Source organism: Acinetobacter sp. BWR-L5, from assembly GCF_039655985.1.
Taxonomy (GTDB): Bacteria; Pseudomonadota; Gammaproteobacteria; order Pseudomonadales; family Moraxellaceae; genus Acinetobacter; species Acinetobacter johnsonii.
In genome coordinates this window covers 147330-164117 of record NZ_JAGFEV010000005.1, presented here as the reverse complement: position 1 = coordinate 164117, position 16788 = coordinate 147330, and the positions used below count along the sequence as shown (strand labels likewise).

The 16788-nt window shown below is 41.5% G+C and carries 16 protein-coding genes; 7 read left to right on the top strand and 9 right to left on the bottom strand.

Features of this window, described 5'->3' with window-relative positions; all coding sequences use genetic code 11:
* Positions 1-11 precede the first annotated feature (11 nt).
* The 4 genes from prmA to JZ787_RS10635 all read right to left on the bottom strand — a co-directional run bounded on the left by prmA (position 12) and on the right by JZ787_RS10635 (position 3330).
* On the bottom strand, positions 12-914 hold the full coding sequence (gene prmA / locus JZ787_RS10650) for a 50S ribosomal protein L11 methyltransferase (RefSeq protein WP_183175547.1): 903 nt from the start codon (positions 912-914) through the stop codon (positions 12-14).
* 114 nt (positions 915-1028) lie between these two features.
* Complete coding sequence (locus JZ787_RS10645; RefSeq protein ID WP_346312269.1) at positions 1029-1910, bottom strand: bile acid:sodium symporter family protein; 882 nt, start codon at positions 1908-1910, stop codon at positions 1029-1031.
* Between the two features lie 44 nt (positions 1911-1954).
* On the bottom strand, positions 1955-2842 hold the full coding sequence (locus tag JZ787_RS10640; protein ID WP_346312268.1) for a bile acid:sodium symporter family protein: 888 nt from the start codon (positions 2840-2842) through the stop codon (positions 1955-1957).
* Between the two features lie 137 nt (positions 2843-2979).
* Positions 2980-3330, bottom strand: a complete 351-nt coding sequence (locus JZ787_RS10635) for a hypothetical protein (protein WP_058869877.1) — start codon at positions 3328-3330, stop codon at positions 2980-2982.
* Between the two features lie 253 nt (positions 3331-3583).
* Between JZ787_RS10635 and mnmG the strand changes: the two genes are divergently transcribed.
* Positions 3584-5464, top strand: a complete 1881-nt coding sequence (gene mnmG / locus JZ787_RS10630) for a tRNA uridine-5-carboxymethylaminomethyl(34) synthesis enzyme MnmG (RefSeq protein WP_062033597.1) — start codon at positions 3584-3586, stop codon at positions 5462-5464.
* Positions 5465-5560: 96 nt separating this feature from the next.
* Positions 5561-7369, top strand: coding sequence for a tetratricopeptide repeat protein (locus JZ787_RS10625; protein ID WP_346312267.1), 1809 nt, complete (start codon positions 5561-5563; stop codon positions 7367-7369).
* 438 nt (positions 7370-7807) lie between these two features.
* On the opposite strand, the gene JZ787_RS10620 is transcribed toward JZ787_RS10625, so the two are convergent.
* A complete protein-coding gene (locus JZ787_RS10620; RefSeq protein ID WP_078425881.1) occupies positions 7808-8809 on the bottom strand; it encodes a WYL domain-containing protein in 1002 nt (333 codons plus the stop codon).
* A 239-nt stretch (positions 8810-9048) separates the two neighbouring features.
* Between JZ787_RS10620 and JZ787_RS10615 the strand changes: the two genes are divergently transcribed.
* From JZ787_RS10615 to JZ787_RS10595, 5 genes are read left to right on the top strand one after another with little or no spacing between them, the layout of a single operon-like run.
* Entirely contained in the window at positions 9049-10599 is a 1551-nt protein-coding gene (locus tag JZ787_RS10615) for a circularly permuted type 2 ATP-grasp protein (protein ID WP_234950382.1), read from the top strand.
* 25 nt (positions 10600-10624) lie between these two features.
* Positions 10625-11227 carry an alpha-E domain-containing protein gene (locus tag JZ787_RS10610; protein WP_004696419.1) on the top strand — a complete coding sequence of 201 codons (603 nt, stop codon included), beginning with the start codon at positions 10625-10627 and terminating at the stop codon, positions 11225-11227.
* Positions 11224-12003 (top strand): transglutaminase family protein, encoded by a 780-nt coding sequence (locus JZ787_RS10605; RefSeq protein ID WP_010327041.1) that lies wholly within the window; start codon positions 11224-11226, stop codon positions 12001-12003. Before JZ787_RS10610 ends, JZ787_RS10605 begins: the two co-directional genes overlap by 4 nt.
* Before the next feature lie 24 nt (positions 12004-12027).
* On the top strand, positions 12028-12762 hold the full coding sequence (locus JZ787_RS10600; protein WP_004696423.1) for a proteasome-type protease: 735 nt from the start codon (positions 12028-12030) through the stop codon (positions 12760-12762).
* A 47-nt stretch (positions 12763-12809) separates the two neighbouring features.
* Positions 12810-13235 carry a BLUF domain-containing protein gene (locus JZ787_RS10595; RefSeq protein WP_346312266.1) on the top strand — a complete coding sequence of 142 codons (426 nt, stop codon included), beginning with the start codon at positions 12810-12812 and terminating at the stop codon, positions 13233-13235.
* 31 nt (positions 13236-13266) lie between these two features.
* On the opposite strand, the gene alr is transcribed toward JZ787_RS10595, so the two are convergent.
* The 4 genes from alr to rpsR all read right to left on the bottom strand — a co-directional run bounded on the left by alr (position 13267) and on the right by rpsR (position 16787).
* Complete coding sequence (alr, locus tag JZ787_RS10590) at positions 13267-14337, bottom strand: alanine racemase (RefSeq protein WP_346312265.1); 1071 nt, start codon at positions 14335-14337, stop codon at positions 13267-13269.
* Positions 14338-14384: 47 nt separating this feature from the next.
* The gene (dnaB, locus tag JZ787_RS10585; RefSeq protein ID WP_004696432.1) at positions 14385-15830 is read right to left on the bottom strand and encodes a replicative DNA helicase; all 1446 of its coding nucleotides are present in this window, start codon (positions 15828-15830) and stop codon (positions 14385-14387) included.
* A 273-nt stretch (positions 15831-16103) separates the two neighbouring features.
* Positions 16104-16550 carry a 50S ribosomal protein L9 gene (gene rplI, locus JZ787_RS10580; RefSeq protein ID WP_004696433.1) on the bottom strand — a complete coding sequence of 149 codons (447 nt, stop codon included), beginning with the start codon at positions 16548-16550 and terminating at the stop codon, positions 16104-16106.
* Positions 16551-16559: 9 nt separating this feature from the next.
* The gene (gene rpsR / locus JZ787_RS10575; RefSeq protein WP_004278792.1) at positions 16560-16787 is read right to left on the bottom strand and encodes a 30S ribosomal protein S18; all 228 of its coding nucleotides are present in this window, start codon (positions 16785-16787) and stop codon (positions 16560-16562) included.
* Position 16788 lies beyond the last annotated feature (1 nt).

Here is a 16788-nt window from a genome sequence, read left to right as displayed (position 1 = left end):
TAAGAGTTCATTTAAAAGGTGTGGCGTTTACCCGAGATTCGGCACCAGTTTTCATCACGTTTCTCGACCTCTAATATATCAAAAAACTCAGAATAAACACTAGAAACATCAGAAACTTGCTCTTCAATTACACCTGCAAGTGCGAACTCTCCCTCAGATTTGACCAAAGTTGCGAATTCTGGCGCTAACATCATAAGCGGGCCTGCCAAAATATTTGCAACAAAGACATCTGCTTTTTGGTCAGCCAGCTCTAAATTGAACTCGTCTGGTAAGCCGACATAAAGGTTCTCAGCCACGCCATTGAGTGCCGCATTTTGTTCAGTGGCTAAAATTGCTTGTGGATCAATATCTGTCGCATAGACTTTTTTTGCACCTAGGAGTAGAGCAGCAACCCCTAAAATACCTGAACCGCAACCATAGTCGATCACGATTTTATCTTTAACATCAGTTTTACCTAACCACTGCAGGCAAAGAAAAGTAGATGCATGGTTCCCCGTACCAAACGCTAAGCCTGGATCAAGTTTAATGTTCACTGCATCTGGTTCTGGTGCTTCCATCCATTCAGGAACGATCCAGTATTTGTCAGCAATTTGAATCGGTTCGTAGGCATCCATCCATGTGCGTTCCCATTCTTGGTCTTCAAGAAATTCGCTACGCATCGGTGCATCAGGCATTTGAGTGCGAATAAACGTTTCTAATGCATTGACATCAATTTCTTCGTCGTCTTCTTGCGCATAGATACCTGTCACAATGACTTTATTCCAAAGTGGCGTTTCACCTGGAAGTGGTTCAAGTAAGTCTTGGTTTTCTGCATCATCTAATGTGACACTGACTGCACCCAAAGATTCTAAAAGGGTTTCAGTAAAATCGACTTGCGCTTGATCAACCGTAATATGAATTTGTAACCACTTCACAGGAATAACCTAATATTTATGTATAAATAAATATTGTAGCGGAACAGGGGGCAGTTCGACAGCATTCCTCAAAATAAAAAAGGATGCCGAAGCATCCTTAGATCTACACCTGTTCTAGGCTTGTTCTGTACTGGTTTGAACCGATGGGGCAAAACGGTTGAGTAATGTCCCAAAGATGGCAGCAAAGATATACATAAAAATAGAATAGACCGCTGCAGGCATGGCAATGGTGGTACTGGCCATCACGGTGAGTGCAATGGTCATGGCAAGGGTGCTGTTATGAATGCCAATTTCAAAGGCACAAGCCCGTGCTTGAGCACTGTTGATCCCCAGTAGTCTCGGTACAAAATAACCAATCATTAAACTACAAATACAGAAAATGACGGTGGCTAAACCGACCTGAGTCAGATACTCCAGAATATGTGCGCGTTCTTTGGCTATTGCTCCAACAATGATTAAGACCAAAAATACAACAGAAAAAATACGCAATGGCTTATTCAGCTTCTTGGTAAAAGAAGGTGCATAGTGGCGAATCAACATACCAATACAGACGGGGATAAGAATAATCGAGAATACCTGCAAGATTTTACTAAACTGCATACTGACGTGTTGTCCATCCTGCATAAAGTACTGAATGGCAAAGTTGACAATTAGCGGCAAGGTAAACGCTGCAATAACGGAGTTAATTGCGGTTAAAGTAATATTGAGCGCAATATCACCTTTAAACAAATAGCTAAATAAGTTTGCAGTACTACCACCTGGAGAAGCTGCTAAGAGCATTAAGCCGACGGCAAGCAGTGGCGGTAAGTTGAGTACTTTGCAAATTACAAAGGCAATCCCAACAAGAAGTACCAACTGACAAAATAAAGCAACCAATACTGCTTTGGGATGTTTGCTGACGCGTGCAAAATCCTTCGGGGTTAACTCTAAGCCCAAACCAATCATGATGATGGCAAGAGCTAGGGGTAACATAATAGTTATCATTCCTGAATCCATAGGTGTATATTCTCCTTAAAATTGTATAAATCATGACCGTGAAATTATCCAGCTGCGGTCTCTTTCTTCAAAAATAAACTGTCATTTCTTCGCGAGATTAATAGGCCCAATAACGCAGCAAATACAAACATGAAAATAGAATAAATACCGGCAGGAATGGCCATGGCAGTGTTGCCTAAGACTGAAAGGGCAACTGTAATGGCAAGTGCGGTGTTGTGAATGGTGATCTCAAAAGAGCAGGTTAAGGCTTGTTTTTCTGGAATATTGGCCAGATGTGGCACAAAAAAACCAATAAACATACTACAGAAGCAGAATAAGGCCACGGCAGGCCCAATCTCAAACACATATTCAACAAAATTATGTCGCTCTAAGTACAGTGCGAGAAAAAAGATAAAAAGAAGACAGCTTGCAGACAAAATACGCATTGGGCGGTTTAATCTGTCGGCAAGTTTTGGAAAGTAATAACGTAAAAACATGCCCATACTGACAGGAAGTAGAGTGATGAAAAAAACTTTCATCATTTTCATGGCGGGCATGTCAACGGGTTGTGATGTTTGTAGAAAGTACATCAGTGAAAAATTAATAATAAAAGGAAGGGTTAGTGTTGAAATGATGGAGTTCGTGGCTGTAAGAGTGATGTTGAGCGCAACATCACCTTTAAATAAATAGGTCAATAGGTTTGACGTTGGCCCACCTGGTGAAGCTGCAACGAGCATCAAACCAATCGCGAAAATAGGCGCTAAATTTAAAAACTGGCAAATGAGGAACGCAATGCCCACCAGTAGAACTAACTGTGAAAATAGCGCGATGAAAATGACTTTGGGGTGCAGGGTGAGGCGATAAAAATCAGCTGGGCGTAGGTGTAAACCAAGACCCATCATCATCAAGGCCAAAGTCAAAGGCAAAAAAACTGTAAACAATTCCGAATCCATGGAATACCTTTTTTATTCGTTTTTATCTTTTGTGTTTTTGAGTGTATACAGAATTCAATAATTTACAAGGTAGAAAAAAGGGTAAAAAATGGACTATTTTTCACCCTTAATACAGCATGAGCTTTAAGTTGTTTTGATTACATTCTTGGTTTAGGTGCTACAAAACCAAGGGCACATTTGCCTTTGATTTCTTTACCTTCGATATTGATTGATGTCGTTTTTGAGTCGCCTTGGCAAATGCTGGCTAACTCAGCTTCATCACCATGAATATTGGCATTTTTTGAGCTTGGGAAAAATTGAGGTTCACAGGTACCATTCCAAATAATACCTCGATAGGCAAAACTAACCGCTGTTCCTTGTGACTTGCCTTTACAGACTTGTTGATAACGTTGACTGTCATAAACCTTTTCAACTTTGTCGTTGGCTGACACAAAAGGCGAAAAAAATAAACCGCAGAGAATGGATGAAAAAAGAATCTTCTTATTCATAATGCTTACCTTTGGTTGTTGTATGATCAACTTATAGGATAAAAAATGATCAAATTAATACAAGGCTTTTCAGGTAACAAAACGCATCCTTTGTTGAGTTTTTGCTATTGCTCTGCAAGTAAAATTACATAAACCTAGCGCTAGTGCCGTAAGCATGGTACCGCATATACAATAAATTCCACGGAATCTGTCAACTTACAATCGAAAATTTGCTATAATCTTTCGTTATCATTTTTTAATCTCCTTTACCACTATGCATTATCCTAAAGTTTACGATGTCATTGTTATCGGCGGCGGTCACGCAGGTACAGAAGCAGCATTGGCTGCGGCACGTATGGGGCGACAGACTTTACTCTTAACTCATAATATTGAGACTTTAGGGCAGATGAGCTGTAATCCAGCAATTGGTGGTATTGGTAAATCGCATTTGGTGCGTGAAATTGATGCCTTAGGCGGTGCAATGGCATTGGCTGCCGATAAAGGTGGTATTCAGTTCCGTATCCTAAACTCACGTAAAGGTGCAGCCGTTCGTGCAACACGTGCACAGGCAGACCGTATTCGCTATAAAGCCGCGATTCGTGACACTTTAGAAAACCAAGCAAATCTCGATATTTTCCAACAAGCCGCAGATGACCTGATTGTTGAGGGTGATACTGTAAAGGGTGTTGTAACTCAAACGGGTATTCGCTTTGATGCGAAAACAGTTGTACTCACTGCAGGGACGTTCTTGGGTGGTGTAATCCACGTTGGTCTTGAAAAATCAAGTGGCGGCCGTGCAGGTGATCCACCTTCAATTTCACTGGCACACCGTTTACGTGAGTTGAATTTGCCAGTGGGTCGTTTAAAGACAGGTACGCCACCACGTATTGATGCGCGTTCGGTTGATTTTTCTGTGATGATTCCACAGCCGGGTGACTTCCCATCACCGACGATGTCATTCATGGGTGATGCATCTATGCACCCTGAACAAGTGAATTGTTATATTACCCATACCAATGAAAAAACCCATGACATCATCCGCGGCGGTTTAGACCGTTCACCGATGTACACTGGTGTTATTGAAGGTGTGGGGCCACGTTACTGCCCATCCATTGAAGACAAAATTCACCGTTTTGCCGATAAAGACTCACACCAAGTATTCTTAGAGCCTGAAGGTCTAGATACACATGAGCTTTATCCAAATGGTATTTCAACGTCACTTCCGTTTGATGTGCAGTTTGAGCTGGTTCGTTCAATTCGCGGGATGGAAAATGCGCACATTTTACGTCCGGGCTATGCTATTGAATACGATTATTTCAACCCGCAAGCGTTGAAGTTTACTTTAGAAACCAAAGCCATCAATAACTTGTACTTTGCCGGTCAAATCAATGGTACGACAGGGTATGAAGAGGCGGGTGCACAAGGCTTGCTTGCAGGCTTAAACGCTGCGCGTCGTGCGTGGGATCAAGAGCAATGGACACCAAAACGTGATGAAGCCTATATGGGCGTATTGGTAGATGACTTGATTACGCTAGGCACGAAAGAACCGTACCGTATGTTTACTTCACGTGCCGAATATCGTTTGATGTTGCGTGAAGACAATGCGGATCAACGTTTAACGCCAGTGGGTCGTGAAATGGGCTTGGTGGATGATGAGCGTTGGGCAGCTTACTGTGAAAAAATGGAAGCGGTTGAACTAGAAACAGGTCGCTTACAACACCTTTGGGCGGCACCAAACAACCCAATGGGCAAAAAATTTGTTGAAATGACGGGTGCAGATTTATCGAAAGAATGCTCTGCGATTGATTTGTTAAAACGTCCGAATATTTCATTTGCTCAAATTGCGGAGCTCACAGGTTCTGAAGTCTCTGCACAAGTGGGCGATCAAATTGAAATTGCGGTGAAATATGCAGGTTATATTAACCGTCAGCATGAAGACGTTGCGCAAATGAAGCGTTTGGAAGAAACTAAAATTCCTGCTGATTTTAATTATGATGTGGTTTCAGGCTTATCTCGTGAAATTACTTTAAAATTGAAAGATGTACGTCCTGAGACACTCGCACAAGCAAATCGTATTCCGGGGGTAACACCTGCAGCAGTACAATTGATCATGATTACGATCCGTAAAAATGCACAAGCGAAAAAATCTGCTTAATATTTGAAAGTTATTGAAAAAGTCCGCTTTATGCGGGCTTTTTTTTTTGGGTAAAATCTGCGCAGGGGTAATATACAATAAAAAATAAGGTGAATTATGTCATTACATTATAAAAGCGGAGAAGAGATTCGCGCGGGTGATGTGGTTATCTGGCTCAATCAAAGTAGTGAGTTTTATCAATTTGATCAAGCCATTATGAAAGTTTGGGAGGTTGCTAAAACCAATGATGGAGAACTGGTTGGGGTAAATTTAATGCCACCAGAAGCAGAATCTCCTATGCAGATGCTGAGAGCTTTGGTTCGACCCGAAGATCCTGAGCCATCTTCTGACATTGTGAAAATGCAAGATGTTCCGGGACTCTATACCATTACACGATGGTTTCTACCCTTGGAGCAAGTGTCTAAAAGTTTGGGATTGATTGAACGAATTGAGTATTTCTCTGAGCATGAAACTGGACATGGAGCGTTAATCCTTCAACTCATTCGAGGTAAAGCCGAGCAATATCGGGGTATTTATCAATATTATTTGGCAGATCAAGCCTACCAAGAGCGTGAGTTTCAGCTCTATATTGATTTACTACGTCAATCCGCTCAGTCAGGTTATACCCCTGCGATGTGTCAGTTAGCACAGCAATTATTCATTGGTGGAATTTTACAAAAAAGTCTGGAAGGAAGTTTTAACTGGTATCGAGAAGCCGCGTCCAAAATGGATAGCATTGCGCTATATCAGTTGGCGGGATGTTATGCACGAGGTCAAGGCACTGAACAAGATTTACAAAAAAGTTTGCAGCTCTTGGAGCAGTCCTCCGAACAGGGTTGTTGGGCAGCCACATTGGGGTTGGCGGCTTATTATCGTTTTGGCTGGTTAACGTGTTTCTTGGTAAATTCAGTTTATCAGAATTATGGCGTGGTGAGCGAACATGTGATTCACTCGGCACGAGCATTCTATCTGTATCATCGAATTTCGTCACAAGCGCCTGAAACTGAAAAAGCTGTTTTAGCAAATGCTTATTATCATTTAGGCTGGATGTATCAAGACGGTATTGGGACTCAACAAGACTACGAACAATGTGTCTATTGGTATCAAAAATCTGCTGATTTGGGTAATCCCGTTGCGATCAATAATTTAGCGGATAAGTATGAGCATGGTTTAGGTGTACCACTGGACCTAGATATGGCAATTGGACTGTATCAACAAGTAGCAGGTCAGGTCATAGCGGCAGATTTAAGTTTGGGTCGTATGTATTTAAAAGGACGAGGTGTTGAGCAAGACTTCGAATTGGCTCGAAAATATTTAAATGTCGTACTGGATGCACGCATTGAGGGTATAGATGAAATGCAGGCAGAAGCGATGCAATTAATCGCATCCTTTACCGAAGAAAGTCCGCTGCAACTGGCTCAACACGTTCTCAAAAATGCACGTGATTATTCGATTGAACAAGTTTCGGAGCAGATTGGAAAAATTGATTCATTTTTACATATGGATGAAGCCAAACAATTATTCTTCAAACTGTTTTTACTGAATGCCCAAAAAGGTGAGGCATCTTCACAGTACCAGGTGGGATATTGGTATTTAAATGGCTTGTACACTGAGAAAAATTTGGAAGAAGCCGTGTATTGGATTCAAAAAGTGACTGATCAAAAAGACCAATATGCGGAATGTAAAATTGGCTATTTGTATGAAAAAGGGCTCTATTTTAATGCCGATTTAGACGTTGCACAAAAATGGTATGAGCGCTCATTACGAAAACCTTGTACATCGTATACGCCTGAATATATCGGAGAGCAGTTGAATCCTGAGTATTTAAAAATGTATGACAGAATCAATAATGAAGCCCTCAAGGGATTAGTGCGTATTGAAGAAAAGCGGCCTAAACGTAGCAAGTGGCAATTTTGGAAGAAATAAAAGCGGATGATTTGTAACGATTGCTGATGAGGAAGGTTTTTGCGATCGGCATTTGGAAATGCAGAAGGCTAATCATAAGCCTGCTGACCATAAGGTCTGCTTTTTGTTTTGACAGATAAACAAAGCAAAAGAGTTGTTTAAGATAAAAACAGATAAAAATAGCCAATCATGTTATTTCACAAAAGTATTGCCGTCTTTTAAATTGATTTTACGTTCTTAACATGAGGTCAACACCATGACAATGAAATCGATCCGTTTTAACAGTGGAGAGCTTGCATGCCAATGCTAGTTTGTATCAATCACCAAAAACAGCGCACTTATCTTGGTTTAGGGGAGGCATTAAACCAAGATGAGCAATGAAAACGACAAACTCAAGCAATTCAAATATCTAATACCAAAAAAACTGTAAGGCCCCGAATACTTGGGGCTTTTTTTATTTTAGTCAGTGATGGTTTGATTAACTGCATCACGAACTTCTTTGGGTTCAATGTGACTAATTTTATGACCAAAACTACGTAACCACCACACCAGTTGATTGGTAAAAGGTACGGTCGCATGAACCAAGATTTGCCCATTTCCAAGCGGTTCTAAAACCTGATTGGTACTGAGTTTGGTTTCTTCCAAATACAGTGCATCTATTTCAGTCATGGTCAGGGTAAGTGCAACGGTTTCTGTGGGTTTTGAAAAGTCTACACGGAAACCTAACGCACCTGATTCGATGTATTCATCGATATCAAAATTGACTGGGTGTAAGGCACGTGTGTTTAAAACCGTCGCTGATTTGAAACGGTGCAGCGCAAAGGTCTGAATATCGGTTTTGTCGTGGCGGGTACAAATTAGATAAATAATTGCACCTTTTTGAACCAGTGCGAGTGGATTGAGCGTATAGGTTTTTGCTTCAGCCGCTTGGTTTAAGCCTTGATAAACGCATTCCAGCTGTTTGTCTTGGAGCAGTCCTTCATAGATGGCTTGCTGCGCTGTTTTCTCCACAATTGGGGGAATCAGTGGTTGTGTCGCAGGGACAATGCGTACGCGGTTAATCCATTGGCGTACATTGTTTTGGGTAGAGAGGCTACGACGTGCTAAGTCAAACCATGGATTCATTTCTTCAATTAAGCTTGGTGGAAGTAGATGTTTAAGGTGTTCTTCCACCATCATAAACGTCACCGCCTGAGAGCTGGTCATGTGCGGTAAGCTTTGAATTGGAGCATCAGAACGCCAACGCCAACCTTGAGGCACAGCCCCATTGTTTTCAATCGGGAAGCGTTGAGAGATTTGGTTTAAATCACGTTGAATGGTTCGCAAAGTAATATCGATGCCTTCACGTTGTAAAATCTCTTGCAGCTCTCGAGTCCCCATCCATTTTCCAGTGGAAAGACGAGACAAAATTTGCCATTGGCGATAGAGACTATTGGACGTTTCTTTTTCTTGTATAGACATAGTTTAATAAAATTTAGGAGTCGAAATTACTTACTTGAATGTGAACACAATAAGAAAACTCATTCGTTTAAGCAAGCTTTGCTTGAAATTTTTCAGTTATATTTTTTGACACAACTTAATGCGAAATAGAATTGAAGCAATGCGTTTTTTATCGATTAATAAACAAAGCATCTTTAGAAATCCATGGCATAGATATTGCTACGTATGGGTTACATATCGATAACAATTGAGAGGTTTGTATGTTTAAAGAAGATAAAGATACAAATGTAAATACGATGTTGGACGGATATAAGCTTAACTCTCCTGTATTAAATCCGATTCACTCTCATGATCGTCTATCGAGCCAGTCTGTTGGATTGTTTCATCAAATGACCTCGAATTTCTTTAATGAAATGACAGATGACCAAGCGATGTCGGGTGAGGCTTGTGCGCGTATTGAGCACTGGTTGTCACAGCATAGTGTAGAAGAACTCGAAGAACTAAACCAAATTGCCAAACAGCATTTTTTATATGAAGGTATTACGTTTACTGTATATGGTGAATCTGAGGGCATTGAGCGCACCATTCCTTATGATTTAATTCCACGTGTGATCGCTAAACAACAATGGAATAAAATCTCCCTTGGCTCTGCACAACGTGTGCGAGCTTTAAATCTATTTTTACATGATATTTACCATCAACAAGACATTCTCAAAGCGAAAATTATTCCAGAACTGCAAGTGTTGACGCATGAGGCTTATCAACCGCATATGTATGAGCACCGTTTAAAAGGTCAGATTTATAGCCAAATTAGTGGAATTGATATTATCCGTGATGGGCAGGGTGAGTTTTATGTGCTCGAAGATAATTTAAGAACGCCGTCGGGCGTGTCTTATATGCTTGAAAGTCGTAAGATTAGTGAAAAACTTATGCCTGATTTGATGCAGAAGAACCATATTTTAGGCATAGAACAATACCCACAATTACTTAAACAAATCTTGGCTGAAAATGCTTATGTCGATCAGCCTTTCATCGTGGTGTTGACACCGGGACGTTTTAATAGTGCCTATTATGAACATGCTTTTTTAGCCCGTGAAATGGATGTGCCTTTGGTGACATCACGCGATTTATTTGTGGAGCATGATAAAGTCTATGTTAAAACCATTCGTGGCCGTCAACGAGTAGATGTAATTTACCGCCGTTTGGATGATGCATACCTTGACCCGCTGTGCTTTATGCCGAATAGCACTTTAGGTGTCGCAGGGTTGATGTCGGCTTATTTGAGTCATAACGTGGTCATTGCGAATGCACCAGGCACAGGGGTTGCGGATGATAAATCGATTTATCCTTATGTCGATAAAATGATTCAGTTCTATTTAGGTGAACAACCTATCTTAAAAAATGTTCCGACATATCAATGCCGTGACAAGCAGGATTTGGCTTATGTACTGGAGAACCTTGAGCAGTTAGTGGTCAAAGAGGCGCAAGGTTCGGGTGGATATGGTATGCTGATTGGACCGCAAGCCTGTAAAAGCCAAATTGAGCAATTTAGAGATAAGCTCATGGCGACACCGCATTTATATATTGCCCAGCCCACATTAGAGCTTTCTGTCAGTCCAACCATGACTGAATCGGGTGTTTCTGAGCGTCATATTGACCTTAGACCGTTTGTGCTCAGTTCACCGTATCGTACCGAAATTGTCCCTGGCGGTTTAACACGTGTTGCGATGAAAGAAGGTTCGTTGGTGGTCAACTCATCCCAAGGAGGAGGAATTAAAGACACTTGGGTCGTGGAAAACTTACATTCATAAAATAAACAAATATGAGGGTAGAACTATGATTTTATTAAGCACCAATGCTGAAAATATTTTTTGGTTAGGGCGTTATTTAACACGTACTCAATATTTGTGTGCTCAGTTTCCGTTTACCCAAGATCAGCCTGCAATGGATTATGCGCATGCATTTTGTTTGCCTGCTTTTGATGCGTGTTCACTGAATGAGCTGATTTTAAACCCAAACAATCCTGCTTCATTTAACCAGCAATTTCAAAGTGCTAAGAGTAATGTGCAAGACTTGCGCGGGATTTTATCTGCAAAGGCCTACGCGGAACTAAATCAATTTATCAAAAATGCCACTGAAAACACCGCCTATATTTGTGATGTGGTTGGAGAGTGTCAGGATGTACTTGAGTCTGAAGCCAGTGATGTCTTTTTATTCTTTAGTTTGGGGCAAATGATTGAGCAGCTCGACCGTCAAATCCGCCTGAAACAAGATGCACAAAATACTTTAGTTGAAATAGAAAACATCGTCATCTTGTTAAAAGAAATGGGTTGGCTAAATTTGGCACAGGCTTGGCTAGAGCTCAAATCACAACCTGATGCGATGAATTTTTATCATTTTAGTGATTATATTCAACAATTGTTTGAGGTTGATGTATGAAACTTATGATCAATCATCAAACGCATTATCAATATAGTGAATTGGCCCTGAATAGCATTCAATATATCAAAATGACACCTACGAATAATTCACACCAAAAGGTATGTCATTGGCATGTGAGTGTGCCAGGAGAGCGTGAAGAAAAACGGGATGCCTTCCAAAATATTTGGATTACCAGTTCGCAACGTGAAGCCTATCAACAGTTGACCATTATGGCGCAGGGCATTGTTGAAATTAATAGCTTGGCAGAACATGGTATACAAGATCGGCTGAATCCCAATTTATTTTTACAGCCGACGCTCAATACCCAGTGCAATGCTGAAATGAAGGCATTTGCACATCAGTATGTGCCTGAGTTGAATCGGGAAAATTTGATGAAACTGTCAGAAGCAGTTTTAGTGCATATTCCTTATGTACCTGCCGAAACTTCGGTGTTAACTTCGGCAATTGATGCATTCAATGGGCAACAAGGTGTATGTCAGGACCATAGTCATGTTTTTATTGCTATGTGCAAGCATCTGGGCTTACCGGTACGTTATGTATCGGGGTATTTGCATGTGCCTGAAACTTCACACCTCGCCAGTCACGCGTGGGCCGAGGTATATATTGATGATGCATGGTATTGTTTTGATACCAGTAATCAATTATTCAAACCACAGTCACATATCTATGTAGCTATTGGGCGCGATTATTGGGATGTGGCTCCCGTTCGTGGCGTACGTGAAAAAGGTGGGGTGGAATCGATGCATTCCATGGTACAAGTTTTAAGTTGTTAAGGTTTAGCTGAAAAAGGATGTTCTATGACCTATTGTTGTGCACTTCGTCTGCAAGATGGTTTGGTTTTTATAAGTGATACACGTACGAACGCAGGTGTAGACCATATATCCGTGTTTAGGAAACTGTATACCTTCGGTGTGGAGGGTGAACGCTTTATTGCGATTCAAACCTCAGGAAATTTAGCAACGACCCAAGCGGTGATTGGACATTTAAAAAATCATCTGGAGTTAAGCCAAGAACCGAATTTATATAGTGTCAATACCATGTTCGAAGCGGCTGAGTTGGTTGGACATACTTTGAAAAAAGTCTTGGCGGATATGGCGCCGGACACGCAGGAACAGAGTAATTACTACTGTAGTTTATTGGTCGGTGGACAAATTAAAGGGGCAGAAATGCAACTTTATAATATTTATCCGCAGGGGAATTTTATTTGTGCGACCAAAGATACGCCGTATTTTCAAATTGGTGAAAGTAAATATGGCAAGCCGATTCTAGATCGTGCATTACGGTATGACATGCCCTTAGACGAAGCGGTGAAGTGTAGTTTGATTTCTTTTGACTCAACTTTACGTTCCAATGTTTCTGTAGGTTTGCCTTTAGATGCTTTGGTGTATACAAGAGATAGTTTACATATTCCAGTGGGTAAGCGGATTGATGAAGAGGATCCGTATTTTTCAAGCATCAGTAAGCAATGGTCGGATACCTTAAGAAAAGGATTGCAAGAATTGGCAAAGCCGACGGATGACTATTTAGTATAAACGTGTTAGATGCTAAAAATAATGAAATCAATAAATTGGGGAAGTCTATGCGGCAAATTTGCTATGCAAGTACTTCAACGTCGGATCACGTACAGCTTCTTCAAGATGTTCGAGACATTTTAAGCGAAGCACGTGATTTTAATGCAATACATAATATTTCAGGCGTTCTTTATTATGCAGATCAGCATTATTTCCAGTGCTTAGAAGGGGATGAAGCTGCTTTAGAATTATTAATGTCGAAATTATTGAAAGACCCTAGACATAAAGATATCAAAGTCTTTGAGGCGAAAACCATTCACGCGGCACATTTTAGAGCTTGGGGCATGAAGTATGTGCAACGTATGAGTAGTGTACATACCAAAATGCGTGAGATGGGTTTTACAACATTTGAACCGCAGAGTATGAGTCAGCAACAAATTGATCAGTTGTTACAAGACCTTTACGATGCCCAGCCTGATGAGAGTTTGTGTTGAAAAAAGCCCAAGTAGAACTTGGGCTTTTTTGTTAGATTTGCTTACGTGTAGGGCGATTGCTTAACCGACAAAGTAGCTCATAACCAATAGTTCCATTGGCTTCCGCAACATCGTCAACTAAGCGGTTTTCACCCCAGAGCTCAACCTTTGTACCGAGTTCGGCGTTTAAACCCGTCACATCGATCGCAATCATGTCCATTGCTACTCGGCCCACAACAGCTGCAGCCTGACCATTTATAGCAACATGGTTTTGTTTTGGAAATGCACGTGGGTAGCCATCACCATAACCAATCGAAACAATAGCCAGTTCAGTTTCTTGGTTTGCGACAAAATGCGAACCATAGCCGACACCTTCACCTGCTTGAATGGTATTTAATGCAATAATTTCCGCCGTGAAGCTCATAACGGGCTTTAAGTCCAAGTCGTGTGCATTTTTATCGACAAAAGGTGATGCCCCGTAAAGCATGATGCCGGGACGAACAAAATCAAAATTAAGTTCAGGCCATTTAAAAATAGCCGCTGAGTTACAACATGAGGCTAGAATTGGTGAGCACGCTTCTTTGATGTGTAGGAATTGCGCACGTTGCTGCTCATTGAGTGGGTGATCCGCATCGGCATTGGCAAAGTGCATTGCTAGGACACATGTAAAGCCTTCTGCTTTCAATGTGTTGATGACAGCAATGATTTCAGCAATTTTAAAGCCTAAACGGTTCATACCGCTATTGAGTTTTACCCATACTTTAAGCTTTTGTGCGATATACGTGGTTTTATGTGCGATCAGCCAATCGACTTGTTGTTGCTGATGAACCACACACTCGATATTTTGCTCAATGACGGTTGGCATTTCATCTGCTGAGAAAACACCTTCAATGAGGGTAATCGGCTGTTTAAAGCCGAGTTCACGAATCTCTAGTGCTTCTTGTAAACAGGCGACACCAAAGGCATCGGTTTCACTTAAGGCTGCTAAACAGTCTTTGACTCCGTGTCCATAAGCATTGGCTTTGACCATGCTGACGATTTTCGCGTTTGGGGCAAGTTGTTTGACACGGTTTAAATTATATTGCAGCGCTTGGCTATCAATATAAACTGTTGCTTGACGCACCCTAATTACTCCTACAGGGTCATGGAAGGGCGATGATGAGGTTTTAATTATTCCTCATCATCGTACTGAGCATAAAACTCAGGGGATAAGTTACTAAAGCGGGTGTATTGGCCTTCAAAAGCAAGTCGAACGGTACCAATAGGGCCGTTACGCTGCTTACCAATAATAATTTCGGCAGTGCCCGCTTCTTTGGATTCTTTGTTATAGACTTCATCACGGTAAATAAACATGATCAAGTCGGCGTCCTGCTCGATCGCACCGGATTCACGTAAGTCTGACATGACGGGACGTTTGTTGGGACGGTTCTCGAGGGAACGGTTAAGCTGCGATAGTGCAATCACAGGGCACATCATTTCTTTGGCAAGAGCTTTTAAGCTTCGTGAAATTTCTGAAATCTCACCTACACGGTTATCACCCATGCCTGGTACTTTCATCAGCTGTAAGTAATCGACCATGATGCAGCCGAGTTTACCATCGTGCTGTTTGGCAATACGACGTGCGCGAGCACGAACTTCTGTAGGTGGAAGAGCAGAAGAGTCATCGATATAGAGCTTTTTCTCTTGCAGTTGCAAAATGGTGCCGGTCACTTTTGACCATTCATCGCCATCGAGTTTACCTGAACGTAAATGGCCCTGATGGACTTTCCCGTAAGATGAAATCAAACGCATGGCGATGGAGTCGGCTGGCATTTCCATGGAGTAAACCAAGGCAGGTAGGTCATTATTAAACAGCACGCTTTCCACTAAATTCATGGCAAAGGTGGTTTTACCCATCGATGGACGCGCTGCAACAATAATCAAATCACCTGCTTGCATGCCCGAGGTTTTATTGTCGAGTTCAAGAAAGCCTGTGGTTAAGCCTGTAATGCTGCCTTCCATTTGCGACAGCTCATTCAGCTTATCAAAGACATCGGCCACAACTGTATTGATGGCTTTAGGCCCTTGAGCTTTGGCGTTGTTATTGTGTTGTTCTGCCAAGGAGAAAATATTGGTTTCGGCTAAATCTAAAATTTCACTGACGTTACGACCTTTGGTGTCATAGGCATTTTGTAAAATTTCAGAGCTAACCTTGATCATGCTACGCAAAGTTGAAAATTCTTTGATCTTAGTGGCATAAGTTTCCATGTTATAGAAACTAGACGGGGAGTCTGCCATCAATTGCATCAGGTACTCTTCACCACCAACCGCATCGAGTAGGTTTTGTGTGGTGAGCCAGTCATGGACTAAAACTGCATCATAGGGTGAGCTGTCTTTGGAGAGTTGCGCAATCGCACGAAAAATATATTTATGGCGCGTCGCATAAAAGTCATTTTCAGTCAGTACATCGCCAACTTGTTCAAAGGATTCAGCAACCGTCATTAAAGCGGCAAGTACGGCTTGTTCCAATGCTAAGTTATGCGGAGGTGTACGGAATTCTTTCAGTTGCCCTGACTCATTCGGTTTATTGTCTTGTTTCGATGAGCTCTTTTGAGCAGTGGCATTCGCCTGTGACATATAACGCCCTGATTTTTAATACAGTAAGAGGGATAACTTAAGATAAATTTCACTGTAAATTTGGAAAAAATTACAGTCATTTAACTCTATGCACTTTATCAAAAAATGCAGCTGCTGTGTGCTGAATTCAAGGCTTATGGATAAAACCCATAATATTCAAATTTGGCATTTTGCGAGGCAGGCTGATGAAGTTTTAAGCTGAGCGAAGAAACTACTTTTTCATAGAGATAAAAAAAAGAGCATGCAAAAGCATGCTCTTTTTTTTGCAAGAAATTACTCAGATACGATAGTAACGAGAACTTCAGCAACAACATCATGGTGCAATTGGATTGCGATGTTGAATTCGCCAGTGTGACGAAGTGCACCGTTCGGTAAACGAACTTCTGCACGGTCAACTTCAAGACCAGCATTTGTTAACGCGTCAGCGATATCACGAGTACCGATAGAACCGAATAGTTTACCTTCGTCACCAGCTTTCGCAGTGATTACGATGTTAACTTCGTCTAATTGGCTAGCACGTGCTTGAGCAGCAGCTAAAACATCAGCTTCAGCTTTCTCAAGTTCAGCGCGACGAGCTTCAAAAGCAGCAGTGTTAGCTTCAGTAGCAGCTACTGCTTGACCTTGAGGGATAAGGTAGTTGCGGCCGTAACCAGCTTTAACTGAAACTTTATCGCCTAATTTACCAAGGTTTTTAATGCGTTGTAATAAGATAATATCCACAGCTCAACCTCACTTATGATTGTCAGTGTAAGGGATCAAAGACAAGTAGCGAGCTTGTTTAATAGCAAGCGCTAATTGACGTTGGTAACGAGCTTTAGTACCTGTAATACGGCTAGGAACAATCTTGCCGTTTTCAGTGATGTACTGTTTTAAAGTGTCGATATCTTTGTAGTCGATGTACGTAACGTTCTCAGCTGTAAAGCGGCAGAACTTGCGACGACGGTAAAAACGTGCCATT